This is a genomic window from Bradyrhizobium sp. S69 (genome assembly GCF_009766005.1).
Lineage (GTDB): Bacteria > Pseudomonadota > Alphaproteobacteria > Rhizobiales > Xanthobacteraceae > Bradyrhizobium.
In genome coordinates, this window is record NZ_LMUK01000054.1 from 1 (window position 1) to 540 (window position 540).

Sequence of the window (540 nt, forward strand, 5' to 3'; positions counted from 1 at the left end):
GAAGACCGAGAGAAAGTTATCGATAACGCCGGTGCCGCCCATCAGCGTGCCTCGCCTTGTTGAGGTTCAACTTCGCGTGGCACGACCCGGTCCTGGTTCTTCACCGGCGCGGCGGGCGCCTTCAGGACCGGATCGGCTGGCGACTGCGAAGATGTCGCCGACCCAAAGAATTGACGACGGTTCTCGGCCCACGTCCGCCGGCAGGCCTCGAGCACGGCGGTTTCATCGGATGTGATCGTTCGGCAGCGGGCGAGTTCTTCGACGAGCGTCTCCGCGTCGCGGTGCTCGAGCGGTGCAAGAACCACGGCCTGTTCGCTATGCTGGCTTTGCGCGATCGTTAACGCAACGATCAACACGACAAGGCCGACGGCTGCGATCCGTTGTGCCTGGTTCAGAAGCTGTTGGGTGCGCTGGATTGATTGCTGAAGCTGTTGCAATGACGAAAACGGCAGGTTGGCGAGGTTCCTCGCCTGGTTGATCAGGGACTGGGCCTGATTCTGCAGCGACGTGATCTGATTATTGATCTGCTGCAACGCGCGA

At 60.9% G+C, this 540-nt stretch carries 1 protein-coding gene; it reads right to left on the reverse strand.

The features are described 5' to 3' along the window. Positions 1–41 precede the first annotated feature (41 nt). A partial coding sequence (gene trbK-alt / locus GSQ88_RS30480; protein WP_159011625.1) for a putative entry exclusion protein TrbK-alt occupies positions 42–540 on the reverse strand: 499 nt, incomplete at its 5' end.